General features: G+C 55.5%; 19 protein-coding genes. 13 read left to right on the plus strand and 6 right to left on the minus strand.

Annotated features, from left to right (window positions below; translation table 11 throughout):
* Nucleotides 1-87: 87 nt before the first annotated feature.
* The 6 genes from fhuB to hrpB all read right to left on the minus strand — a co-directional run bounded on the left by fhuB (nucleotide 88) and on the right by hrpB (nucleotide 11,388).
* Nucleotides 88-2,070: a Fe(3+)-hydroxamate ABC transporter permease FhuB gene (gene fhuB, locus OTG14_RS13480; protein WP_061715949.1), complete on the minus strand. Its 1,983-nt coding sequence runs from the start codon at nucleotides 2,068-2,070 to the stop codon at nucleotides 88-90.
* A complete protein-coding gene (gene fhuD, locus OTG14_RS13485) occupies nucleotides 2,067-2,957 on the minus strand; it encodes a Fe(3+)-hydroxamate ABC transporter substrate-binding protein FhuD (RefSeq protein WP_267215222.1) in 891 nt (296 codons plus the stop codon). The genes fhuB and fhuD overlap by 4 nt, the downstream gene beginning before the upstream one ends.
* A complete protein-coding gene (gene fhuC, locus OTG14_RS13490) occupies nucleotides 2,957-3,754 on the minus strand; it encodes a Fe3+-hydroxamate ABC transporter ATP-binding protein FhuC (protein ID WP_267215223.1) in 798 nt (265 codons plus the stop codon). The genes fhuD and fhuC overlap by 1 nt, the downstream gene beginning before the upstream one ends.
* A gap of 50 nt (nucleotides 3,755-3,804) precedes the next feature.
* Complete coding sequence (gene fhuA, locus OTG14_RS13495; RefSeq protein ID WP_267215224.1) at nucleotides 3,805-6,054, minus strand: ferrichrome porin FhuA; 2,250 nt, start codon at nucleotides 6,052-6,054, stop codon at nucleotides 3,805-3,807.
* A 234-nt stretch (nucleotides 6,055-6,288) separates the two neighbouring features.
* The gene (gene mrcB, locus OTG14_RS13500) at nucleotides 6,289-8,814 is read right to left on the minus strand and encodes a bifunctional glycosyl transferase/transpeptidase (protein WP_267215225.1); all 2,526 of its coding nucleotides are present in this window, start codon (nucleotides 8,812-8,814) and stop codon (nucleotides 6,289-6,291) included.
* 144 nt (nucleotides 8,815-8,958) lie between these two features.
* Nucleotides 8,959-11,388: an ATP-dependent helicase HrpB gene (gene hrpB, locus OTG14_RS13505; protein ID WP_267215226.1), complete on the minus strand. Its 2,430-nt coding sequence runs from the start codon at nucleotides 11,386-11,388 to the stop codon at nucleotides 8,959-8,961.
* A 73-nt stretch (nucleotides 11,389-11,461) separates the two neighbouring features.
* Here hrpB and thpR point away from each other — a divergent pair, with 73 nt between their 5' ends.
* From thpR to OTG14_RS13570, 13 genes are all read left to right on the plus strand, one after another.
* The gene (gene thpR, locus OTG14_RS13510; protein ID WP_267215227.1) at nucleotides 11,462-12,016 is read left to right on the plus strand and encodes an RNA 2',3'-cyclic phosphodiesterase; all 555 of its coding nucleotides are present in this window, start codon (nucleotides 11,462-11,464) and stop codon (nucleotides 12,014-12,016) included.
* Nucleotides 12,006-12,710, plus strand: coding sequence for a DNA/RNA nuclease SfsA (gene sfsA / locus OTG14_RS13515; protein ID WP_032649756.1), 705 nt, complete (start codon nucleotides 12,006-12,008; stop codon nucleotides 12,708-12,710). The genes thpR and sfsA overlap by 11 nt, the downstream gene beginning before the upstream one ends.
* 176 nt (nucleotides 12,711-12,886) lie before the next feature.
* Nucleotides 12,887-13,342, plus strand: a complete 456-nt coding sequence (gene dksA, locus OTG14_RS13520) for an RNA polymerase-binding protein DksA (protein WP_001155232.1) — start codon at nucleotides 12,887-12,889, stop codon at nucleotides 13,340-13,342.
* A 59-nt stretch (nucleotides 13,343-13,401) separates the two neighbouring features.
* On the plus strand, nucleotides 13,402-14,292 hold the full coding sequence (gene gluQRS, locus OTG14_RS13525; protein WP_267215228.1) for a tRNA glutamyl-Q(34) synthetase GluQRS: 891 nt from the start codon (nucleotides 13,402-13,404) through the stop codon (nucleotides 14,290-14,292).
* A gap of 42 nt (nucleotides 14,293-14,334) precedes the next feature.
* Complete coding sequence (gene pcnB / locus OTG14_RS13530; protein ID WP_073961632.1) at nucleotides 14,335-15,732, plus strand: polynucleotide adenylyltransferase PcnB; 1,398 nt, start codon at nucleotides 14,335-14,337, stop codon at nucleotides 15,730-15,732.
* Nucleotides 15,729-16,208 (plus strand): 2-amino-4-hydroxy-6-hydroxymethyldihydropteridine diphosphokinase, encoded by a 480-nt coding sequence (gene folK, locus OTG14_RS13535; protein ID WP_267215229.1) that lies wholly within the window; start codon nucleotides 15,729-15,731, stop codon nucleotides 16,206-16,208. The genes pcnB and folK overlap by 4 nt, the downstream gene beginning before the upstream one ends.
* Before the next feature lie 123 nt (nucleotides 16,209-16,331).
* Nucleotides 16,332-17,123 (plus strand): 3-methyl-2-oxobutanoate hydroxymethyltransferase, encoded by a 792-nt coding sequence (gene panB, locus OTG14_RS13540; protein WP_008501941.1) that lies wholly within the window; start codon nucleotides 16,332-16,334, stop codon nucleotides 17,121-17,123.
* Nucleotides 17,124-17,134: 11 nt separating this feature from the next.
* The gene (gene panC / locus OTG14_RS13545) at nucleotides 17,135-17,986 is read left to right on the plus strand and encodes a pantoate--beta-alanine ligase (protein ID WP_024907496.1); all 852 of its coding nucleotides are present in this window, start codon (nucleotides 17,135-17,137) and stop codon (nucleotides 17,984-17,986) included.
* Between the two features lie 31 nt (nucleotides 17,987-18,017).
* Nucleotides 18,018-18,398, plus strand: a complete 381-nt coding sequence (gene panD / locus OTG14_RS13550; RefSeq protein WP_003856284.1) for an aspartate 1-decarboxylase — start codon at nucleotides 18,018-18,020, stop codon at nucleotides 18,396-18,398.
* Nucleotides 18,399-18,696: 298 nt separating this feature from the next.
* Nucleotides 18,697-19,302 (plus strand): fimbrial protein, encoded by a 606-nt coding sequence (locus OTG14_RS13555; RefSeq protein ID WP_267215230.1) that lies wholly within the window; start codon nucleotides 18,697-18,699, stop codon nucleotides 19,300-19,302.
* Nucleotides 19,303-19,384: 82 nt separating this feature from the next.
* The gene (locus tag OTG14_RS13560; protein ID WP_267215231.1) at nucleotides 19,385-20,128 is read left to right on the plus strand and encodes a fimbrial chaperone; all 744 of its coding nucleotides are present in this window, start codon (nucleotides 19,385-19,387) and stop codon (nucleotides 20,126-20,128) included.
* A gap of 83 nt (nucleotides 20,129-20,211) precedes the next feature.
* Nucleotides 20,212-22,803, plus strand: a complete 2,592-nt coding sequence (locus tag OTG14_RS13565) for an outer membrane usher protein (RefSeq protein WP_267215232.1) — start codon at nucleotides 20,212-20,214, stop codon at nucleotides 22,801-22,803.
* A gap of 28 nt (nucleotides 22,804-22,831) precedes the next feature.
* Nucleotides 22,832-23,404: a fimbrial protein gene (locus OTG14_RS13570; RefSeq protein WP_032654701.1), complete on the plus strand. Its 573-nt coding sequence runs from the start codon at nucleotides 22,832-22,834 to the stop codon at nucleotides 23,402-23,404.
* Nucleotides 23,405-23,412: the final 8 nt, after the last annotated feature.

Here is a 23,412-nt window from a genome sequence, read left to right on the forward strand (position 1 = left end):
CGGGTGGCGCTAACGCTTACCCGGCCTACGATGTTCTCCCTCTCCCTGTGGGAGAGGGCTGGGGTGAGGGCATCAGGCCGCACCTGACTACCGGCTCTGCTTTCTCAACAGATAAATAAAGTACGGCGCACCGATAAAGGTCGACAGCAGACCCGCCGGGATCTGATACGGGAACAGCACCATTCTTCCGCACCAGTCTGCGAACACCAGCATCACCCCGCCCGTCAGGGCCGACATGACGATATGCGGCATCGTCCGGCGGAACCCCATCATTCTGGCAATGTGCGGCGCCATTAACCCCACAAAACTCAGCGGTCCAATCGTCAGGGTTGCCGTCGCCGTCAGGCACGCCGCCAGCAGCAGTAAGGCCACGCGCGCTGGCGTCAGCGCCATCCCCACCGCACGCGCGGTTTCGCCGCCGAGCGGCAGAATGGTCATCCAGCGGCGGCACAGCGGCACCATCGCCAGCAGCACGAGCATCACCATCCCGGACCAGACCACCTGGCTTCCGGTGGCGTTGTAGGTCGAGCCGGAAATCCAGGTCAGTATCTTCGCCATACGCGGATCGCCGCTTGCCTGCAGCATCATCAGCAGCATCGTAAACGCGGTGCTGAGCGCCATCCCGGCCAGCAGCATGCGGTGCGGCGAAAACCCGCCGCGACCGGCGGCTATCAGGATAATCATCAGCGTGGCTGCCGCGCCGATACTGCCGGCAGGCATCAGCCAGCCAAACGCATTGCCCGGCACGAAGAACAGCATCAGCACCACGCCAAAGGCGGCGCCAGAGCTGATCCCAAGCACTTCCGGGCTCGCCATCGGGTTGCCGGTCAGACGCTGAATAATGCACCCCGCCACCGCCAGCATCACCCCGGCGATCAGCGCAGCGACGATACGCGGCCAGCGCCACTGCAGCAGTTCATTGAGCAAATCACCCGTTGCCCAGTGCCAGCCCGCGGCATCGCGTCCAAATGAGAGCGCCGCGAACGAGGCGATAATCAGCACCGCCAGACCGGCAAGGCTAAACCAAAGCACCGACCGACGTTCAGCGTAGACTTTATCGCCCGCGTCCATCGCCGGTGCACTCATGCTGCGCAGCCGCGGGAGCAGCCACAGCAGCAGCGGCGCCCCGATAAGCGCGGTCACAGAGCCGGTGGAGACTTCCCGCCAGACCTGCGCCAGCCAGAGAATAAGCTGATCGGAAAGCCAGAGGATCAGCGCCCCAATCAGCGGCGCCAGCATCAGACGCGTCAGTAAACGACGCGCCCCGAGCATTTTCGCCAGCAGCGGCGCAAACAGGCCGATAAACCCGATGATGCCGACCGCGTTCACCAGCAGGGCGCTCAATACAATTGCCAGCGTCAGCGCCGCCAGGCGAGCCAGCGACAGCGCCAGCCCCAGGTTACGCGCCACGCCATCATCCAGCCCCATGAGCGTAAGAGGACGCAGGAGCAGCAGCGTCAGCACAACACCGCCAGCCAGCTGCGGCCACAGGCGCTGCACCACGCTCCAGTCGGTCTGGGTCAGCGTGCCGGTGCTCCACAGGAACATGCTTTGCAGCTGATCGTGGTGGAACAGCACCAGCAGTTGGTTGATCGCCCCACAGTAGAGGCTCACCACCAGCCCGGCCAGGATAAGCGTTACCGGCGAAAGACGCTTGCCCCAGGCCACGCCAAAGACCAGCGCACCTACCACGCACGCCCCCGCGAGTGCCGCAAACTGCGAGGTTAACGCACCCGGCAGCGCCCACAGCGTGGTAATGGTGATCCCAAGCTGTGCGCCGGTCGCGACGCCGAGCGTGGTTGGCTCTGCCAGCGGGTTACGCAAAACCTGCTGGAACAGCACGCCCACCAGCCCTAAACCGGCGCCGACTAACAGGGAGATCGCCAGACGCGGCAGCAGGCTGTAGTGGAACAGCATCTGCTGAATATTATCGATATCCGGCGAGGCCAGCGCGGCCCCCCACTGCGTGCGGGGTAACGCCGTCGAGAGGTTGAACCCGGTTAATACCAGCGCAACCAGAAAAAGCAGGGATAGCAGCAGCGCCGGGAAGCGGGCGATACGCGTACTCATGCTTTACCTCCCAGCGCGTTATCCAGCACGCGGGCAAAATGCATGGCCGACAGCGTCGCGCCGTAGAACCAGACCGCCGGGGCGCGCTGGAAGCGCTGCTCACGCACAAACGGCATCGCCTGCCAGAGCGGCGTCGCCATCAGGGTTTGCATGGCGCGCTCGTTGCCGTGATCGAAGCACAGCACATCCACGTCGCGAAACGCCGCCAGACGATCGATACCCACGGCGGTACTGCCCCAGAACGTCATCTCCCCTTCCCAGGCATTACGAATGCCGAAGCTGTCGAGGACCTCCTGGAAAAGGCAGTTTTTACCGAAAACCAGCATATGGCGGGCATCCAGCAGCGTCACCATCAGCAGCGGACGATCGCCCCGGTGAGCAAAGCGCGGCTTCAGGGAGTCAATCAGGGCATCAAATTCGTCGAGATGTTTTTTGGCCTCGACCTCGCGGTTGAGGAAACGCGCCATCTCGTTAATCGAGCTTTTCGCCATGGCCAGCGGTTTTTTACCGTCACTGAAGGCGAATCCACGTCCGGGCGCAATGCGCGCCATGGTCTCCTCTGACGGACCGTAGCCCGCGGACCAGAACATGAACGAGGGTTTCATCTGGGTGAGCAGCTCGAGGTTTGGCTCCGTCCGCAGGCCGATGTCGATCACCGACTCCGGCAGCTTCGGCTCGTTCACCCAGAGGTTATAGTTAGGAATGTCCGCCACGCCGTAGGGCGTGACGCCGAGCGCCATCATCAGCTCGACCGGCAGCCACTCCAGAGCGACAATGCGGTGCGGATCGACGGCGGCAGCACGCGCCGTATTCATTTTTAACAGCAGCGGTGAGAGCGCCATCGCCGTCAGCAGGCGACGGCGGCTAATGCGTGTGTTATCGAGCATCAGTAGACAAAGCTCACCGGTGCAGCCCCGGCCGGGTGAGGCAGAATACCCATCGGAATACCGTAAATATGTTCCAGCGTTTCGCTACGCATCAGCTCGGACGGCGTTCCCTGGGCAATCATCTCGCCCCCGCGCAGCGCGACGAGGTAGTCACAATAACGCGCGGCCATGTTGATATCGTGCAGAACCGCAATGACCGTCAAACCGCGCTGCTGGCTCAAGCGGTGCACCAGCGCCAGAACGTCGACCTGATGCGCAATATCCAGCGCAGAGGTCGGTTCATCCAGCAGCAGACAGCGGCTGTCCTGCGCCACCAGCATCGCAATCCACGCGCGCTGACGTTCGCCGCCGGACAGGCTATCCACCAGACGGTGCGCCAGCGGTTTTAGCCCGACCAGCGCAATCGCCTCTTCCACCTTCTCTCTGTCGGCCACGCCAAATCGTCCAAGCGCCCCGTGCCACGGATAACGCCCAATCGCCACCAGCTCACGCACCGTCATTCCTTCCGCCTGCGGCAGCTGCTGCGGCAGATAGGCCACTTTGCGCGCAAAGGCTTTACTGCTCCAGCTCTCCAGCGGTTGGTCATCCAGCAGAACATCGCCTTCTGAAGGCGGCTGATGGCGCCCCAGCATCTTGAGCAGCGTGGACTTACCGGAACCGTTGTGACCAATCAGGCCAGTGACTTTACCTGCGGGGAACGTCAAAGAGAGCGGATGCAGCAAGGTGCGCCCGGGTACGCGAAAGGAGAGATGGTTGAGCGTGAAGGTGGTATCGGGTTGCGTTTGATTATCCTGCATATCAGCCAACTTAAATAAAAAGGGCACGACGAACCGTGCCCGGACAGAGATTAGAAGCGGAAGGTCGCGGTAGCAACAACCTGACGTTCAGCACCCCAGAAGCAGCCGTAGGTGTTGAAGCAGCTGGCAACGTACTCACGATCGAACAGGTTGTTCACGTGCAGCGCCACGTTCGAGCCTGCCATGCCAACGCGTGCCAGATCGTATCTGACCAGCGCATCGACAACGGTGTAGCTGCCCACCTTGAAGGAGTTCGCCGGATCGCCATAGCTGGAGCCCGTGTAACGCACGCCGGTACCCAGCGTCAGGCCAGACAGTGGGCCATCAAACATCGTGTAATCACCCCAAACGGATGCCATGTGTTTTGGCACCTGAGCTGGCGTGTTGCCTTTGTAGTTCGTATCGGTGGTGTATTCCGCATCGGTATAGGTATAGGAGCCGACGACGTTCACGCTTGCAGAGAGGGCCGCTTTCGCTTCCAGCTCTACGCCACGCGCGCGGATTTCACCGCCTTCAACGGAGAAGAAGGAGCCCGCCGGGTCCGCCATCAGGTTGTTGGTTTTGGTCAGCTGGTATACCGCACCGGTAACAACGATCGGACGATCGTTCGGTACGTATTTCACGCCCGCTTCGTACTGTTTGCCTTTGGAAGGCGAGAACAGTTTACCCTGGGCATCGGTCTGCGAAGCCGGTTCAAACGATTCGCTGTAGCTAAAGTACGGGGTGACACCGTTATCAAACAGGTAGTTAACGCCGCCGCGCCAGGTGAACTGGGTGTCATCACGTTTGGAAGTGGTGTTCGTCACGCGGTTGTAGGATTCCTGATCGGCCCAGTCATAACGGCCGCCCAGGGTTACCAGGACCTTATCCCACTGCGCCTGATCCTGAACGTAGAGTCCCGTCTGTTTCTGACGGTTAAGGATCTGATACGGGCCGGAGTTTGCTGGGTCTTTTGCACCAAAATCAAAATCGCTGTTCACCGGATGGTAGAGATCCAGCAGCGGAACAGAGTCGTCATAGCCAAACCAGGAGTTGATGTCGTTACGCATACGCATAAAGTCAACGCCGGTCAGCAGGATGTGGTCCACCTCACCCGTAGCGAATTTGCTCTGCAGCTGAGTATCAACGGTGAAGTTCTGCAGTTTTTCATTATCGACAACGTATTTACGCGCCAGATAATGGCCTTTGTCCGATGGCGCTAACGTCGCGCACTGCTTGTTGCCGCTGTTCGCCGGGTCGGTACAGACACCATAGCCGTATACGCTGTTTTGCGAGGTTTTGTTCTCAGCAAAGCGCAGGTTCTGGCGCACGGTAAAGGTATCGTTGAAGGCGTGGTCGAAGCTGTATCCCACCATTTTCTGGTTACGGGAGTAGGTGTTGTTCTTCGCGCCTTCGTTGAAGTTCGTCGGCAGACGATCGCCATTTGGCAGCGGATCAACCGTTCCCTCTTTTGGCAGCCAGCCGTAGTAGCCTGTCTCAGGCTCGTTCTGGAAGTATGAGAGGAACGTGAAGGTGGTTTTATCATCCGGACGCCAGGAGAAAGAAGGCGCGATGGCATAACGCTGCTCACCTTTGCCTTCCTGCTGCGAGTTGTTCGAACGTGCAACGCCCGTTAAGCGGTAAGAGTAAACGCCGTCATCGTCGATCGCATCGCTGAAGTCAAAACCGGTCTGGAACAGGCTGTCAGTGCCCATTTTGAACTGAACTTCTTTCAGCGGCTCGGTGGTTGGGCGCTTGCTGACCATGTTCAGCAAGCCGCCAGGGCTGCTTTTGCCGTAGAGAACCGAAACCGGACCGCGCATGATCTCAGCACGCTCCAGCATATAAGGGTCAATCACCGCGTCGTTATAGAAGTTGCCTTGCATCTTCATACCGTCGAGGTAGTTATTTTGGGTCTGACCGTCGGCCGCGAAACCGCGAATGACCAGGTAGTCATAGGTGTTAGACGCGCCACGGGTACCCACCGCAACACCCGGCGTGTAGCTCAGGGCTTCTTTCACCGAGCGTGGCTGGTGCAGCGCCATCTCTTCAGCGGTAACCACGGAAATAGACTGTGGAACCTTTTGAATCGGAGTATCCGTTTTGGTCCCGGTCGCCGATTGCCGTGCAGCGATGGTCGCCGCCGGTCCCCAGGCACTTTCCTGTGCCGCAGGTGCTGCGGTTACCGTAATGGTTTCTTCTTTTTTTGGTGTTTCTGCCGCATGAGCATACGCGGACACGCCGGCAACCGCTGTGGCGACGACGACCGCGAGTTTACGCAGCGACGTGTTCATTGGCTGAGCAGTATTGGAAAGCGCCATGATGTTTCTCTGATGGAAAAGTGAATGATAACGTAAACGAGAATTATTATTATGAGCGCCAGAATAATATGCGAAACGCGGGTTGCATAGCAAGCAGTAAGCGGCCCTACGAGAATTAAGGGTTTAAGAAATAGACAAGAGAAAACGAAGGGTTAATCAGAGTTAAAGTGAGGGTTAACGAAATGAGGTTTACGGGTAAAAAAAGCCCCCTTCCGGGGAAGAGGGCTTTAAAAGTTAGTTTCCGCCAAACATGTCCTTAATCCAGCCGGCTACGCCATCGCTGTCTTTCTTCTCATTCTGCTGCTGCGGCTGTTGCTGCTGCGGCTGCTGTGGCTGAGAAGACTGATCGAACGGGTTGCCCGTCGGCTGTTCAGGCTGGCTCTGCTGGCACAGGGAATCCGGGTTGGTTGTCCAGACCGGCAGGGTACGCATTCCGCCACCGCAGACAAAGTTACCGGAGCTGTCCACGCCCATATCCACGATATCTTCCGGCGCAACGAGGTTCAGCGGCACCGGTGACTGATTGGCCAGATAGCGCTGGTAAATCGACATCGCCCCGCTCGCCCCGTACAGTTTGGTCGGCTGGTTGTTGTCGCGGCCTACCCAGGTGATCACCACTTCGCGGCCATCAATACCGGCAAACCAGGTATCAACGTTGTTGTTGGTGGTCCCGGTTTTACCCGCCAGATGCAGACCCGGATACTTCGCCCCCAGCTGACGCCCGGTACCACGCTGGACAACCTGCTGCATGGTCCACAGCGTCATATAGGCCGCCTGAGCAGGAACGGCACGCTCGGCCTGCGGGAAGCTCTGATACAGCACGGAACCGTCTTCGGCAATCACCGAACGCAGGGCAGACAGCGGTGCGCGGTTCCCCCCGCTGGCAATGGTCTGGAACGCCTGGGCGACTTCGATCGGCGTCAGGTTAAGCGCGCCGAGGATCATTGCCGGCACCGGGTGCAGCTGATCTTTCGATACGCCCAGTTTTTGCCAGGTGTCGACAATCGCTGGCAGTCCCAGCGACATGCCCAGGTTAACGGTTGGTACGTTCATGGAACGCGTTAACGCATCCACCAGCATCACCTGACCGCTGAACTGTTTATCATCGTTCTGCGGTGACCACACCTGGCCGTTAGGCTGGCGCAGGGAGATCGGCGCATCAGCAATCCAGGTATTCAGACGATACTGGTTTGGCTGACTCAGGGCTGTGAGATAGGTCGCCGGTTTTGCCAGAGAACCGATCGAGCGACGCGCCTGCATGGCACGGTTGTAGCCTGCAAACTGCGGCTCGGCACCGCCCACCATCGCACGCACTTCGCCGGAGTTGCGATCAACCACCACCATCGCGGTTTCAAGATCGGAGAGCTTACGCTGTTTCTTCAGCGCCGGAATGCCTTCCACCGCCGCTTTTTCTGCCGCATCCTGCGCCACGGAGTCAAAGGTAGTGAAGATCTTCACGCCGGAGAGATCTTTGACCTTATCGCCAAGCTTGCTTTGCAGCTCCTGACGCACCAGCTGCATAAACGCAGGCTGAGGCGAAATCACACCGCCGCGCGGCTGAACGCCAAGCGGACGTGCGCTCAGCATGTCGTACAGCTCCTGGTCAATCACCTGCTGTTGTTGCAGCAGACGCAGCACCAGGTTACGACGCTCCAGCGCCAGTTTCGGGTTACGCCACGGGTTATAAATGGACGCGCCTTTCACCATGCCCACCAACAGCGCCTGCTGATCCAGGCTCAGCTCCTCCACCGGACGACCAAAGTAGTACAGGCTCGCCAGCGGGAAGCCGCGGATTTCATTATCGCCGCTCTGACCGAGGTACACCTCGTTCATGTACAGCTCAAGGATGCGATCCTTGCTGTAGCGCGCATCCATCAGCACGGCCATGTAGGCTTCGTTCGCTTTACGCCAGTAAGAACGTTCGCTGGAGAGGAACAGGTTCTTCACCAGCTGCTGGGTCAGCGTACTCGCGCCCTGTACGGTACGGCCGGCAGTCAGGTTAGCCAACACCGCACGACCAATCGAGTAGAGGCTGATGCCATCATGCTCGTAGAAGTGGCGGTCTTCAGTCGCCAGCAGGGTATCGACCAGCAGATCCGGGAAGCCGTTACGCGCCACGAACAGGCGCTGCTCGCCGTTTGCTGACGAAAGCATGGTGATCAAACGCGGATCGAGACGGAAGAAACCGAACTGACGGTTGTTATCCATGTTCTCGATGGTATCCAGACGATCGCCGTCAAAGGTCAGACGCGCGCGCACCTGCCCCTCTTTGCTGTCCGGGAAATCAAACGGACGACGGATCATCTCAATGCTGCTGGACTGCACGGTAAATTCGCCAGGCCGCGTCATTTTTGACACCTGACGATACTGGGTGGCTTCGAGCAGTTTAACCATCTCGTTCTTCGTGATGGACATATCTGGCTCAAGGTTCACCATACGGCCATATACTGCCGCAGGTAACTGCCAGACTTTACCGTCGATACGGCTGCGGATCTTCTGATCCAGATACACGCCGTAAATCGCCATCAGCACGACAAAAACAATGAACAGCTTCAGCAGCAGCCAGAACCAGCCGCGCTTGCCCCGAGGCTTACGCCCTTTGCCTTTTCCATTACGCGGCATCGGTTCTTCATCCTCATAATCGTCTTCATAGTCATCGTCATAGTCCTCATCTCTGAGGCGACGACGGCTTACCTTTTCTTTCGCCGGACGCGTTGGTTTTCCCTTACGTCCTATTGGCTCGCGGTCATTCCCCGCCATGCTTTTTCTCCGCAACTTTCAGGCGCAAAGGCCAGATTTTCTTTTCTTTCACAGGCCTGTGAAAGAAGAAATCTCTCAAAATTTGTTTTCTCCCTCTCCCTGTGGGAGAGGGCTGGGGTGAGGGCATCAGGCCGCACATCCCTTTCAGGAATATTTCTTCGTCCGCCTCGTCGGCGCCGTATTCGCCGGATCGTCCGGCCAGATATGTTTGGGGTATCGCCCCTTCATCTCTTTTTGCACTTCACGGTAGCTTCCCGCCCAGAACGCCCCCAAATCTCGGGTGATTTGTAATGGACGATGCGCAGGCGACAGCAGCTCAAGCACTAACGGCACACGCCCTTCCGCAATGGACGGCGTGGTGGCCTCACCAAACATCTCCTGCATCCGAACCGCCAGCGCCGGCGGATTATCCTCATGATAACGGATGGCAATCCGGCTTCCGGTGGGCACAGTGTAATGCCCTGGCAGTTCACTATCCAGACGTTGACGTAATGACCAGTCCAGTAAATTCTGTAACGCGACTTTAACATCAAGGGCTTTCAGCGCCCGAAGCGAGTGAACACCGTGCATTTGCGGCAGCAGCCAACGCTCCAGAGAGCCCAGCAATGTCTCATCATCGACTGCGGGCCAGGCATACTCCGGCAGCCAACGTGCGGCACAATGCAGGCGAAGACGATACTGTTCAGCCTCTGGTGACCAGTTCAGCACGCCTAATCCTTTTTCCCAAATGCCGTTCAGCATAGCCTGATGAAGCTCTTCTTCCGACGGCTTCGCCAACGGCTTCGTCCCGAGGGTCAGTTTACCAATCTGGCTACGCCGAAACGCCTTCAGCGTACCCTGGGCATCATCCCACTCGACGATGTCCGATTGCTGAAGCAGCTGCGGACAGGTACGGGTCAGGGCGTCAATATCTATGGCAATCGCCTGCAGGATACGCGCATCCGGGGAGTGACTCCCCTGCAGCAGGAGCGGCGCAATCAGCCACTCGTGACGTGTCAGGGCATCATCGCTGTCCAGCATCGCTCCCATGCCGTTTGCCAGCTGGTAGCGACCGTCCAGCCCGCGCCGACGCGCAATCCTGTCCGGGAAAGCCTGCGCCAGCAGCCGGGGAATACTCTCACTGTCTGGTACGCCGCCGCGGCTGTTAAGCCGTTTACCGAGCTGCTGCGCCCGCTGCTGCCAGTTCCCCTGGTTACGCGAAAACGCCTGCCCCAGATCGCTGCTGCTACCGCGCGGCGGCTCCTCAAGAATAGCCGCCAGTTTAGCCGCCGTGGCAATTTCATCGTCCCTCAGCGCGGCCACCAGCATTGCGGCCAGACGCGGATCGTTGCCCAGCGCCGCCATTTTCTGGCCGCGCGCCGTCAGACGTTCGCCTTCCAGCGCGCCAAGCTGGGTCAGCAGATTGCGCGCAGCGGCGAGATTCACGGCAGGCGGAGAATCAAGCCAGGTAAGCTGCCCAGGATCCGGACAGCCCCACTGAAGCAGATCCATCACCAGGCCCGACAAATCACTTTGTAAAATTTCCGGCGTGCTTTGCTGTGCAGCGCGTTCAGCCTGTTCCGCGCTGGTCAAATGCAGGCAGATACCCGGTTCAAGACGCCCCGCGCGGCCCGCGCGCTGCACCATCGACGCCTGGCTAATGCGCTGCGTCAGAAGTTTAGTCAGCCCGGTGCGCGGGTCAAAGCTTGCCACCCTCTCCTGGGCGCTATCCACCACCAGGCGAATCCCTTCAATGGTCAAACTGGTTTCAGCAATGTTGGTTGCCAGCACCACCTTGCGCTGCCCCACCGGGGCCGGAAGGATGGCTTTACGCTGATCCTGGAGCGACAGCGCGCCGTAGAGCGGACACAGCAGCACATCACCGCCTACGCGGGTAGAAAGCTGCTCCTGCACGCGCTGGATTTCACCGACACCCGGCAAAAACAGCAGCAGGGAACCGGGCTCCTGGCGCAGCAGCTCAGCGGTGGCAATGGCGACCGCCTCGTCAAAACGCTGGTGGGAGGGAAGCGGTTGATAGCGGCGTTCAACCGGAAACGCCCGCCCTTCAGAGCTGATGACCGGTGCATCGGGTAGCGCCTGCCGTAGCCGCTCGTTATCCAGCGTGGCCGACATAATCAGCAGCCGGAGATCGTCACGCAGTCCCTGCTGAACGTCCAGCAACAGCGCGAGGGCCAAATCCGCCTGCAGGCTGCGCTCGTGGAATTCATCCAGGATCACCAGCCCGACGCCGGTGAGCTCCGGATCGTTTTGCAGCATGCGGGTGAGAATACCCTCGGTGACCACTTCGAGGCGCGTGCTCGGCCCCACGCAGGTCTCGGCGCGCATCCGGTAACCTACCGTTTCGCCCGGTTTTTCATTCAGCAGTTCCGCCAGACGCTGCGCCACGTTGCGCGCGGCCAGCCTGCGCGGCTCCAGCAGGATAATTTTCCCGCTGATGTTCCCGTCTTTCAGAATCTGCAGCGGCAGCCAGGTGGACTTCCCCGCACCCGTCGGGGCATTCAGCAAAACCTGCGGGGCATGATGTAAGGCAGCGAGAAGGTCAGGAAGAACGACGGCGACCGGCAATGAGGACACTAACAGCTCCAGAGGGTTAACATTAGTCGGCGTACATTGTAGCATCGGCGCATATCATTACCGAGTCCTCCGTATGCCTGAGTCGAAACGGCTGTTTTTTGCCATTGAATTGCCCAACGCGATACAGCGTCAAATTGTTCGCTGGCGCGCCGATCGCTTCCCGCCGGAAGCCGGTCGCCCTGTCGCGGCGGCTAACCTGCACCTGACGCTGGCCTTTTTGGGCGACGTCAGTGCCGAAAAGCAGCGGGCGTTAGCCGCAATGGCCGGGCGTATTGCCCAGCCGGAATTTACGCTGCACCTCGACGACGCGGGTCAGTGGCTGCGTTCGCGCGTGGTCTGGCTGGGCACGCGCCAGCCACCGCGCGGATTATTGCAGCTGGCGAACATGCTGCGCGCGCAGGCGGCGCGCAGCGGCTGTTATCAGAGCCCACAGCCGTTTCATCCACATATCACGCTGCTGCGCGATGCCGGTCAGGCCGTTGCTATCCCGCCGCCGGGTTTTCACTGGGCCTTTCCGGTCAACGGATTCGCGCTTTACGAATCCGTCTTTGCTCAGGGACGCACCCGCTATACGCCGCTACAGCGCTGGACGCTGGGCAACACCGAAAGGAATTCTGATGAAGTTTAGTCCCCCCCTGCAGCACGCTACGCTTATCCAACGCTACAAACGCTTCCTCGCCGACGTGATCACCCCCGAAGGGGTACAGCTCACCCTGCACTGCCCCAATACCGGAGCCATGACGGGCTGTGCGACGCCGGGTGACAGGGTCTGGTATTCCACATCAGAAAATACTAAACGCAAATATGCCCATACCTGGGAAATGACCGAAACCCAAAATGGGGCATTTATTTGCGTTAACACCCTGCGCGCAAATCAACTGGTTAAGGAAGCGCTGACCCATGGCACCATTCCTGAACTGGTCGGTTATGGCACGCATAAAAGTGAAGTGAAATATGGCGATGAAAGCAGCAGAATTGACTTCATGTTACAGGCGGAAGACAGGCCGGAGTGCTATATTGAAGTGAAATCAGTGACGTTAGCGGAGCAGGAAAATGGCTACTTCCCGGATGCGGTAACGCTACGTGGCCAGAAGCATCTGCGAGAGCTAATGAGTGTTGCGGCGGCGGGCAAACGCGCCGTATTGCTGTTTGCGGTGTTGCATTCAGCCATTGAGCGTTTCTCCCCTGCCCGCCATATTGATCCTAAATACGCGCAATTGTTGAATGAGGCACAAAAGCAGGGGGTAGAGGTTTTCGCTTATAAAGCGGAACTTTCTGCCGATAATATGACTCTGAGATCCTCTCTTCCCATTGTCTTATAAGGGATTAGACGATTGACGATTAAGTGTTCTGGCCGCGTGCGCAAATACGCTTTTCCTCACAGGCTTGTCAAGTGTTACGTTTAGATAATTGCCATCCGGAAAAGCATCTGCTATTTATAGCGACCTGATTTTTCCCCCAACACGGGGATCGATAGTGCGTGTTAAGGAGAAGCAACATGCAAGAAGGGCAAAACCGTAAAACATCGTCCCTGAGTATTCTCGCCATCGCTGGGGTGGAGCCGTATCAAGAGAAGCCGGGCGAAGAGTATATGAACGAAGCCCAGCTGTCGCACTTCAAGCGTATTCTTGAAGCATGGCGTAATCAACTCAGGGATGAAGTCGATCGCACCGTTACTCATATGCAGGATGAAGCTGCTAACTTCCCGGATCCGGTAGACCGTGCCGCTCAGGAAGAAGAGTTCAGCCTCGAACTGCGTAACCGTGACCGCGAACGCAAACTGATCAAAAAGATCGAGAAAACGCTGAAAAAAGTCGAAGACGAAGATTTTGGCTACTGCGAATCCTGCGGTGTTGAAATCGGTATTCGTCGCCTGGAAGCGCGTCCAACCGCCGATCTGTGCATCGACTGTAAAACGCTGGCCGAAATCCGCGAAAAACAGATGGCCGGTTAATACCAGCGCTGTTTACACACTCTAAAGGCGGGAGTCTCTCCCGCCTTGTTACTGTTGATATGTCTGAATCACACTATATTGGGCGCTTCGCGCCATCTCCTTCCGGTGAATTACACTTCGGCTCATTAATTGCCGCGCTCGGCAGCTACCTGCAGGCTCACGCCCGCCAGGGAAAATGGCTCGTCCGCATTGAAGATATTGACCCTCCGCGTGAAGTTCCCGGTGCTGCAGAGACGATTCTGCGTCAGCTGGAACATTACGGTCTTCACTGGGATGATGAGGTTCTGTGGCAGTCAAAACGTCACGAGGCGTATCGGGAACGTCTGGCCTGGCTTCGCGCACAGGGGCTTTCCTATAACTGCACCTGCACCCGCGCGCGTATCCAGAGCGCAGGCGGCGTCTATGACGGCCACTGCCGCACGCTTAATCTTCCTCCGGAAAATGCCGCCGTGCGTATCAGTCAGCGCTCCCCGGTGACGCGCTTTACCGATTTACTCTCCGGTGAGATTCATGCCGATGAACGTCTGGCGCGTGAGGATTTTATTATTCACCGTCGCGATGGCCTTTTCGCCTATAACCTGGCCGTGGTGGTGGACGATCATTTCCAGGGCGTGACGGAAATTGTGCGCGGGGCGGATCTGGTCGAGCCGACCGTGCGACAAATCTCGCTGTATCACCAGTTTGGCTGGACGGCGCCGGACTACATTCATCTGCCGCTTGCGGTCAATGCGCAGGGCTTTAAATTGTCAAAGCAGAACCACGCCTCGGCCCTGCCAGACGGCGATCCGCGTCCTGTTTTGATCGACGCGCTGCGATTTCTCAACCAGAATGTAACCAACGAATGGCAGGATCTGCGTATTGACGAACTGCTGAAAATGGCCGTTGCCAACTGGACGCTCGCGGCAGTGCCAAAAATCCAGCATTCTCAAATGCGTTGCGCTGAGCTATGATTAGCCGCTTTTTTCATAACAAAACACACTACGAGGTGTACCATTTTTACCCGAGTCGCTAATTTTTGCCGTAAAGTGCTAAGCCGCGAAGAGAGCATGGCGAACGATGCTATTGCACAGCCACACATGTCGGTTATTCCGCGTGAGCAGCACACTATTTCCCGCAAAGATATCAGTGAAAATGCCCTCAAGGTGCTCTATCGACTGAATAAAGCGGGCTACGAGGCCTATCTCGTGGGCGGTGGAGTGCGTGATTTACTGCTGGGCAAAAAACCAAAAGATTTCGACGTGACGACCAGCGCCACGCCTGAGCAGGTGCGCAAATTATTCCGTAACTGTCGTCTCGTTGGCCGCCGTTTCCGTCTGGCTCACGTGATGTTTGGGCCGGAAATTATCGAAGTGGCGACCTTCCGCGGCCACCACGAAGCGGGCGCGTCCGATCGCACCACGTCACAGCGCGGCCAGAACGGTATGCTGCTGCGCGACAATATCTTCGGCTCTATCGAAGAAGATGCCCAGCGTCGCGACTTCACCATCAATAGCCTTTATTACAGCGTGGCGGATTTCACCGTGCGCGATTACGTCGGCGGCATGCAGGACCTGAAAGAAGGTCTGATCCGTCTGATCGGCACGCCGGAAACGCGCTACCGTGAAGATCCCGTGCGTATGCTGCGCGCCGTGCGTTTCGCCGCCAAGCTGGATATGCGCATCAGCCCGGAAACGGCAGAGCCGATCCCGCGTCTGGCAACGCTGATTAACGACGTGCCGCCTGCTCGCCTGTTTGAAGAGGCGCTGAAGCTGCTGCAGGCCGGCCACGGCTTTGAAACCTATAATCTGCTGCGCGAATACAACCTGTTCCAGCCGCTGTTCCCGACCATTACCCGCTACTTCACCGAAAACGGTGACAGCCCAATGGAGCGGATGATTGCGCAGGTGCTGAAGAATACCGATACCCGCATTCGCAACGACATGCGCGTGAACCCGGCGTTCCTGTTTGCCGCGATGTTCTGGTATCCGCTGCTGGAAACGGCACAGCGTATTACCCAGGAGAGCGGGCTCGCCTATTACGATGCGTTCGCGCTGGCTGCCAACGACGTGCTGGACGAAGGCTGCCGCACGCTCGCCATTCCGAAACGTATTACCACCCTGGTGCGCGACATCTGGCAGCTTCAGCTGCGCATGTCCCGTCGTCAGGGCAAACGCGCCTGGAAGCTGATGGAGCATCCTAAATTCCGCGCTGCCTTCGATCTGCTGTCGCTGCGTGCAGAAATTGAACGCAATCAGGAGCTGCAGCGTCTGGCGCAGTGGTGGGCTGAATTCCAGGTCTCCGCCCCGCCGGAGCAGAAAGATATGCTTACCGGGCTGGATGAAGAGCCGGAACCGCGTCGCCGTCATCGTCGTCCGCGCAAACGCGCGCCGCGTCGTGAAGGGACAGCATGACCCTCGCGTATATCGCCATCGGCAGCAATTTAGCCTCTCCGCTGGAGCAGGTGAATGCTGCCGTACAGGCGCTGGGCGAGATTCCGCAAAGCAAGATCGTGGCAGTCTCCTCGTTCTACCGCACGCCGCCGCTGGGGCCGCAGGATCAGCCCGATTACCTCAACGCCGCCGTGGTGCTGGAAACTGCCCTTGATGCCGAAACACTGCTGGACAATACCCAGCGCATCGAACTGCAGCAGGGCCGCGTACGCAAAGCCGAACGCTGGGGACCGCGCACGCTGGACCTCGACATTATGCTGTTTGGTCACGAGACGATTAACACTGAACGTCTCACCGTTCCGCATTACGATATGAAAAATCGCGGGTTTATGCTCTGGCCGCTCTATGAAGTCGCCCCCGATCTCATCTTCCCGGATGGCACCTTACTTAAGTCCATTCTGGACAACCTCAACGCGGAAAAACCCGCTCGCTGGTGATCGGGTTCCCCTGTCAGTTAGCCTCAAAATAATTGTGGCTAATCGTTTACCTAAAATCATTGTTCCCTCGAATGTTACTGTTAGAATGCGCAAAGATTCGCTTTTGGGCTATCAGGAAACAGTATGAAACCAACCACCATCTCCTTACTGCAGAAATGCAAACAGGAAAAAAAACGCTTCGCCACCATCACCGCGTATGACTACAGCTTCGCCAAACTGTTTGCCGAAGAGGGGATCAACGTCATGCTGGTCGGAGATTCGTTAGGGATGACGGTACAAGGACATGATTCCACCCTGCCGGTGACGGTTGAGGATATCGCTTACCATACCCGTGCCGTGCGCCGTGGCGCCCCAGCCTGCCTGCTGCTTTCCGATCTACCGTTTATGGCCTATGCCACGCCGGAACAGGCATTCGAAAACGCGGCGGCAGTGATGCGCGCCGGTGCCAATATGGTCAAAATTGAAGGCGGCGCCTGGCTGGTTGATACGGTGAAGATGCTCACCGAGCGCGCCGTGCCGGTCTGCGGCCATTTAGGCCTGACGCCGCAGTCCGTGAATATCTTCGGCGGCTATAAGGTGCAGGGCCGCGGCGATGCAGCCCAGACGCTGCTGGATGATGCCCTGGCGCTGGAAGCCGCAGGTGCCCAGCTGCTGGTGCTGGAGTGCGTGCCGGTTGAGCTGGCGAAACGCATCACCGACGCGCTGTCCATTCCGGTGATTGGTATTGGTGCAGGCAACGTCACCGACGGCCAGATTCTGGTGATGCACGACGCCTTCGGTATCACCGGCGGACACATCCCGAAATTTGCTAAAAATTTCCTCGCCGAAGCGGGCGACATGCGCGCTGCGGTCAGGCAGTATATTGCCGACGTTGAATCCGGTGTTTACCCGGGTGAAGAACACAGTTTCCATTAAGGAGTCTCGTTGTGCTAATCATTGAAACCCTGCCGCTGCTGCGCCAGCATATCCGCCGCGCGCGTCAGGAAGGTAAACGTATCGCACTGGTCCCAACCATGGGCAATCTGCATGACGGCCACATGAAGCTCGTCGACGAAGCCCGCGCGCGGGCAGATATCGTGGTGGTCAGTATCTTCGTGAACCCCATGCAGTTTGACCGCGCCGACGATCTGGCGCGCTATCCGCGCACCCTGCAGGAAGATTGCGAGAAGCTCAAAAAACGCCATGCGGATATCGTCTTCTCACCTGCACCGGCGGATGTTTACCCGCAGGGTACTGAAGAGGCAACCTACGTTGACGTCCCGGGGATTTCCACCATGCTCGAAGGTGCCAGCCGCCCGGGCCATTTCCGTGGCGTTTCCACCATCGTCAGCAAGCTGTTCAACCTGGTACAGCCGGACGTTGCCTGCTTCGGTGAGAAAGATTTCCAGCAGCTGGCGCTGATCCGCAAAATGGTCGCGGATATGGGTTACGATATTGAGATTGTCGGCGTACCGATTGTACGTGCCAAAGACGGTCTGGCGCTCAGTTCGCGAAATGGCTACCTGACCGCTGAACAGCGTAAAATCGCGCCGGGCTTAAGCAAGGTCATGAACACCATGGCGGAGCAGGTTCTGGCAAAAGAGTTGACCGTCGAAGAGATCGTCGCCCTCGCCGAACAAGCGCTGAACGATAAAGGTCTTCGTGCTGACGACGTACAAATTCGTGATGCTGATACGCTGCTGGAATTTACGGAAACCAGCAAACGTGCGGTGATCCTGGTAGCGGCATGGCTTGGCCAGGCTCGTCTGATTGATAATAAAGTGGTTGAGCTGGCGTAGTTCTCTCCCTTGATAATTAAAGGTAAACGTAATGATTCGCAAAATGCTGCAAGGTAAGCTTCACCGTGTGAAAGTCACCCAGGCCGACCTGCACTATGAAGGCTCCTGCGCCATTGACCAGGATTTCCTCGATGCTGCGGGCATCCTTGAAAACGAAGCCATTGATATCTGGAACGTGAACAACGGTAAACGCTTCTCTACCTACGCGATTGCCGCCGAGCGCGGTTCTAAAATCATCTCCGTTAACGGCGCAGCCGCGCACTGTGCAGACGTGGGCGACATTGTGATTATCGCCAGCTTCGTGATGATGTCTGACGAAGAAGCCCGCCGCTGGCAGCCTAAAGTGGCCTACTTCGAAGGCGACAATGAAATGAAGCGCACCGCAAAGGCGATTCCGGTTCAGGTTGCGTAAAGCTAATTCACTCATCGAAATGCTTTTTCGGTGAGTGAATCCCCCCATCTATCCTATTAAAATATCCGCCATAATTATATTCATAACGATATACATCCATAAATAACATTCACACACGTAATATTATTAGTATATCTACAAACATCTTATAAACTTCATAAAACCACCCCTATTTATTTCCCTCCAGCAAGCATTTAAACTCCGCACCGAAATAACATTATTTCAAATGACAAGGTTTATTATAGATAAATATAATTTTCCCTGTTGATATCGAAAACTTATAGATATGGATAATCAAATGTCTTTCAAAAAATATGGCATGGCAGCAGCTGTAGCAATGGTTCTGAGCGCGGGTTCCGCAATGGCAGCTAATGATACGGGTACCATTACCTTCCACGGTATGGTTTCTAACAACACTTGCCAGGTTTCTCTTGACCAGAAGATAGATCAGAACGGTAACGATTTTGACGTGAACCTGGACACCGTATTTGTGCGCGATTTCGCTAACGCACTGGGTACCACCAGCACTCTGGGTGAAAAGAAATTCACCCTGTCACTGACGGGTTGTGATACTGCTACTGCGAAGAAAGCGTCTTCACAGTTCGCTTCATGGGCTGGCTCTTCTTCTACCGAAGGCGGTCTGCTGGTTCCACCAAGCAACGCTCAGGGTGCGGCTAAGAACGTCAACCTGGTTCTGTCAAACGACGGTAACTCCGCTACCGATCAAATTAAGATTGACCAGACTAACAATACCCAGAAAGCAACAATCGATACTACTACTGGCGCAGGTAACCTGTACTACCGTGTAGCTTACACCCAGGGTCAGGGTTGGGATGCCGCGTCTAACCCAGTATCTGCGGGTACCGTGCAGGCACAGGTTGCCTTCACTATGATTTACGAATAAGAGATTCGTAAATCAAAAATAATTTAACAATCCCTCATTATTAATGGGGGATTGTTTCTGTAATTCCAAAAGGAAGTGGAAAATGTCTCGTTTAGTATTCGGTAAAGGCCTGAAGGCCACATTGCTCGCAACCGCTTTTTTGTGCGCATCAAATGCTAATGCGGATATCGTTATATCCGGCACACGTATTGTATACACGCAGTCCTCCAAAGATGTCGTGGTAAATCTGGATAACCATGGTACTAAACCCCTTCTGGTTCAGACCTGGCTTGACGATGGTCGCGATGGTGTAAACCCGCAAGAGCTTAAGCTCCCATTTATCATTACTCCGCCGGTATCACGTATTGACCCGAAAAAAGGGCAGTCCGTACGAATTACCTACACAGGTACACCGTTACCTCAGGATCGTGAATCCCTGTTCTGGTTCAACGTTCTGGAAATTCCGCCAAAATCCAAAAATGTGGATAAAGAAAACCTTAACCAGCTTCAGCTGGCATTCAGAACGCGTATTAAATTCTTTTTCCGTCCAGAGGGATTAAAAGGCACTCCAGGTGATGCAGCCAAAGGTTTAACATGGACGCAGAAGAAAGAAGGAGATGCAATTAAACTCGTTGCACACAATAGCTCACCATATAACATCTCTGTTTCAACGGTGACCTTTAAAAGTGGGCCAAAAACGTATGAGGTCATTCATCAGGCAGTGGCACCTTTCAGCGATACTGTGATGACGGTAAAAGGTTTAGCTTCCGTGGTAAATGGCAGCGTAGAGTATGACGCCATTAATGACTATGGTGGAACAGACCATTACGAAACCGGGATGAAATAAATAGAAAGTTCTAATTCCTATAATAATTGATAGCATTAGCTCTGCAGAGTTATCGATCTCTGCACTGATCAAGCGGGTCTGCCATGTTATTTAAACGTTCTCTTTTATGCCTTGCTATAAGCGCAGCATTACCCTTTTATGCTTGTGCAGAAAATATCGCATCAGCAGATACGCAGCCTGATGACGAAGAAGCGATTGAATTTAACGATCAGTTTCTTTTAAATGGCAGCTCAAATATTGATATTAACCGTTTTGCACATGGCAACCCGGTATTACCGGGTACTTATCGCACAAAGATTAACCTTAACGGTAAATTAAAATCTACTGTGGATGTAACGTTTAAAGATAACGGAACACCGCGCGCGGCGCCATGCCTGACGAAACTGCTGTTGGCACAATCAGGTATAGATACCAAGACGCTGGATAAAGTACAGGAAGATGATGCGTCATGCATAGATATTAAAAAGGCCTTTCCCGGCGCAACGGTAAGTTATGACAGCGGTAAACAGGCGCTGGATCTTAATTTCCCGCAGGTCTATGTCCTGAGACGCCCGGCAGGTTATGTCGATCCGTCTCTTTGGGAAAACGGTATTCCTGCCGCCCTGCTCTCTTATGATATGAACGCATGGCATAGCGAGAGCAATGGCAGTACATCAGAAAGTGCCTATATGGGTTTACGCTACGGGCTTAATATGGGCCCGTGGCGGTTACGTTCTCGCGGTAATCTTAACTGGGACAAAGATAACGGCACCAAGTATTCCAGCCAGGACATCTATTTACAGCGGGATATTACGCCACTCAGCGCGCAATTCGTCGTAGGTGACTCCTATACTCGCGGTGACGCGTTTGACTCAATAAGCCTACGCGGTACCCGAATATACAGCGATGACCGCATGCTGCCGATGGGCTCTACAGGCTATGCGCCGGTGATCCGCGGGACAGCAAACAGTAACGCGAAGGTCAGCGTCACGCAGAGCGGAAATAAGATCTATGAAACCTCTGTGCCACCAGGAGCATTTGAAATTAATGACCTTAGCACAACGGGCTATGGTAATGATTTACTGGTCACCATTGAAGAGGCGGATGGCAGCAAACGCACCTTTACCGTGCCTTTTTCATCCGTTACCCAAATGCTCCGCCCGGGGGCGACGCGCTGGGACGTGGGTCTTGGTGAATTAAACGACGATTCCCTGATTGACGCACCTAAAGTCGGTTATGGCACACTTTACTATGGCCTGAACAATACCTTCACGGGCTATATTGGCGCGCAATACAGCGACATGGATTTTTACGCGGGTATTCTGGGCCTCGCGATGAACACCTCAATTGGTGCGTTCGCACTTGATGCCACCCAGTCCCATGCGAATATTGAAGGCCTTAATACGCTTAGCGGTCAAAGTTATCGCCTGACCTTCAGTAAAATGATTGAGGCGACAGATACGTCCTTCAACGTGGCGGCCTATCGTTTCTCGACAGAGGATTACCTCAGTCTTAACGATGCGGCACAGCTCCAGGACAGTATCACGCGACAGAAATATTCTAACCGCAGCTATGCCTCAAACGACGCGCTATACGCCGACTATCAGCGAACCAAAAATCAGGTGCAAATCAGTCTTAATCAGCCCCTGAATTCGGGTGAAAATAGCTTTGGTTCTCTGTACGTCAGCGGTACGTGGCAGGATTACTGGAATGCCACCGGGTCAACGTCCAACTATAACATTGGATATAACAATAGCTTCACCTATGGCAGTTACAGTCTGTCATTACAACGAACCTATGACCAGTATGGGAAAAAAGATGACAGCGTTTATTTGAGTCTGAGTGTTCCACTAAACGTGTTTTCACATGACGGTTCGCGTTCAGGTGGTTTCTCTAACATTAATATGGGGTTGCGTTCCGATCTTAAAGGTGGCACGAGCGTTAACACTTCTGCGGGTGGCAACACGCAAGATAATAAGATCAGCTATTCCGTCAGCGCCGCCTCTAACAGCGGTAATTACGGTAATCTGAATCAAATAAGTGGCTATGGTTCATTAAATAGCGCATACGGTCCTCTTGGATTATCGGCTTCATTCGGCGATGACAACAGCAAGCAATATTCCGCATCCTATAGCGGGGGCATGGTATTGCATTCCGGGGGCATTGCATTCGCACCGGGAAGTATTGGTGATAGCGATGCACTGGCGCTGGTAAAAGCCAGCGGTGCGAAAGGAGCAGGTATTGGCTTCGGCAGTAGTGAAATTGGTGATTCTGGTTACGGCATTTTACCTTATATGTCGGCTTATCGTGAAAACCGTGTTTATCTGGATATCAGCACCCTGGAAAACGACGTTGAAATCACAAACACCAGTGAAATTACTGTTCCTCGTAGCGGTTCCGTGGTGCTGGTTAATTTTGAAACGAACGAAGGTCGCTCACTGATATTAGAGCTCCAGCGAACCGATAAAGGGTTTATTCCTCTGGGTGCAGATGTATTAAATGAGAAAAATGAATCTGTCGGCACCGTCGGTCAGGCGGGTCAAGCTTATGTCCGTGGCGTAGAGGATCAAGGCGTACTGCACGTGGTCTGGGGAAATGATAAGGACAGTAAATGTGACGTCCGTTATCAGGTTTTACAAAACGCTCAAAAAATAGGACTTACAACGGTACTTAATAACCAACAGTGCCAAATGTAATTATTCAGGAAAATAGATGAGAGTGAGTATGAAAAAAAATCTTAAGCTGTCGGTCGTTGCCATGACGATGCTTGCGTTATCAGGTTCAGCGCTTGCCAACGGCACCAATCTGGATGTGAACTTCACCGCCAATATTCGCGAAACCACTTGCGATATGAAACTGGTTGGCGGTACGGGCTCCGATACGCAACAAACGCTGACTATTGGTAGCAATAGCCAGGTGCGTATTGACGATGTGAAGGCCGGTACTGCGAATGCCAATTTCAAAATCGTGATCGTTGAATGTCCGGCATCCCTGACCTCGCTGAAAACCACGGTAAAAGGGTCACCATCGGGTTATTTGACCACGGGGCTAGTCAACCAGATCACTAAAGCAAACGGTGGTGCAGATTATTCTGCGGTCGAAATTGCCAGAGCAGATACACCGCTGGCTCCATTCACTATTAACTCTACCGTTGATACAGAGCGCCTGGTCTGGACTGCAACAGAAATCCAGAACAAGGAAGTACCTTTAGTTGCCACACTACGTGAAACCCAAACAAACAAAATGACCATTGGCGATTTTCAGGCTGTGGCGACATTTGAATTTAGCTACGAGTAATTGGTGCA

Origin of the sequence: Enterobacter pseudoroggenkampii (assembly GCF_026420145.1) — a bacterium.
GTDB classification, from domain to species: Bacteria; Pseudomonadota; Gammaproteobacteria; order Enterobacterales; family Enterobacteriaceae; genus Enterobacter; species Enterobacter pseudoroggenkampii.

Coding starts and splice junctions, on each gene's coding strand:
- fhuB (WP_061715949.1), bottom strand. CDS start 2,070: ATGAGTACGCGTATCGCCCGCTTCCCGGCGCTGCTGCTATCCCTGCTT.
- fhuD (WP_267215222.1), bottom strand. CDS start 2,957: ATGCTCGATAACACACGCATTAGCCGCCGTCGCCTGCTGACGGCGATG.
- fhuC (WP_267215223.1), bottom strand. CDS start 3,754: ATGCAGGATAATCAAACGCAACCCGATACCACCTTCACGCTCAACCAT.
- fhuA (WP_267215224.1), bottom strand. CDS start 6,054: ATGGCGCTTTCCAATACTGCTCAGCCAATGAACACGTCGCTGCGTAAA.
- mrcB (WP_267215225.1), bottom strand. CDS start 8,814: ATGGCGGGGAATGACCGCGAGCCAATAGGACGTAAGGGAAAACCAACG.
- thpR (WP_267215227.1), top strand. CDS start 11,462: ATGCCTGAGTCGAAACGGCTGTTTTTTGCCATTGAATTGCCCAACGCG.
- sfsA (WP_032649756.1), top strand. CDS start 12,006: ATGAAGTTTAGTCCCCCCCTGCAGCACGCTACGCTTATCCAACGCTAC.
- dksA (WP_001155232.1), top strand. CDS start 12,887: ATGCAAGAAGGGCAAAACCGTAAAACATCGTCCCTGAGTATTCTCGCC.
- gluQRS (WP_267215228.1), top strand. CDS start 13,402: ATGTCTGAATCACACTATATTGGGCGCTTCGCGCCATCTCCTTCCGGT.
- folK (WP_267215229.1), top strand. CDS start 15,729: ATGACCCTCGCGTATATCGCCATCGGCAGCAATTTAGCCTCTCCGCTG.
- panB (WP_008501941.1), top strand. CDS start 16,332: ATGAAACCAACCACCATCTCCTTACTGCAGAAATGCAAACAGGAAAAA.
- panD (WP_003856284.1), top strand. CDS start 18,018: ATGATTCGCAAAATGCTGCAAGGTAAGCTTCACCGTGTGAAAGTCACC.
- OTG14_RS13555 (WP_267215230.1), top strand. CDS start 18,697: ATGTCTTTCAAAAAATATGGCATGGCAGCAGCTGTAGCAATGGTTCTG.
- OTG14_RS13560 (WP_267215231.1), top strand. CDS start 19,385: ATGTCTCGTTTAGTATTCGGTAAAGGCCTGAAGGCCACATTGCTCGCA.
- OTG14_RS13565 (WP_267215232.1), top strand. CDS start 20,212: ATGTTATTTAAACGTTCTCTTTTATGCCTTGCTATAAGCGCAGCATTA.
- OTG14_RS13570 (WP_032654701.1), top strand. CDS start 22,832: ATGAAAAAAAATCTTAAGCTGTCGGTCGTTGCCATGACGATGCTTGCG.